Annotated in this window: 1 protein-coding gene; it reads right to left on the bottom strand. The window is 62.5% G+C overall.

Annotation, left to right across the window (positions count from 1 at the left end):
• A partial coding sequence (locus CRD60_RS08365; RefSeq protein ID WP_201737257.1) for a PHP domain-containing protein occupies positions 1 to 335 on the bottom strand: 335 nt, incomplete at its 3' end.
• Positions 336 to 368 lie beyond the last annotated feature (33 nt).

Genomic DNA, 368 nt, shown 5'->3' with positions numbered 1-368 from the left:
TCATGGCCCTGGTAGGCGTGGAAGCTCAGCAGCCGCAGGGCGATGCCGTCCGTGGCCACAAGCTCCTCCAACCGCCCCAGGTGCTCCCTGCAGTAGCCCACCTCGGCCCCCACGACCGTTTCGAGCCCAGCATCCCCGGACTCCTGGCGGATGAACTCCATCTGCCGGGCAATCTCAGCGAAGTCGGGAACATCATCGCGCCCGTCGTCAACCGAGTTCGCCAGTTCAAGATGGTCAGTCGTCAGCAGCAGGTGGTTCTCGCGGTCCAGATAGGCCGACAAGGGTGAATCGCTGTCGAACGAGTAGCTGGAATGCACATGGAAATCAGCCGGCATACCGCTCTCTTCCCCGTCCTGGGCGAATTGATG

It is taken from the genome of Bifidobacterium aemilianum (genome assembly GCF_003315635.1).
In the GTDB taxonomy this organism is placed as follows: domain Bacteria; phylum Actinomycetota; class Actinomycetes; order Actinomycetales; family Bifidobacteriaceae; genus Bifidobacterium; species Bifidobacterium aemilianum.
This window is presented reverse-complemented; position numbering and strand designations above follow the sequence as displayed.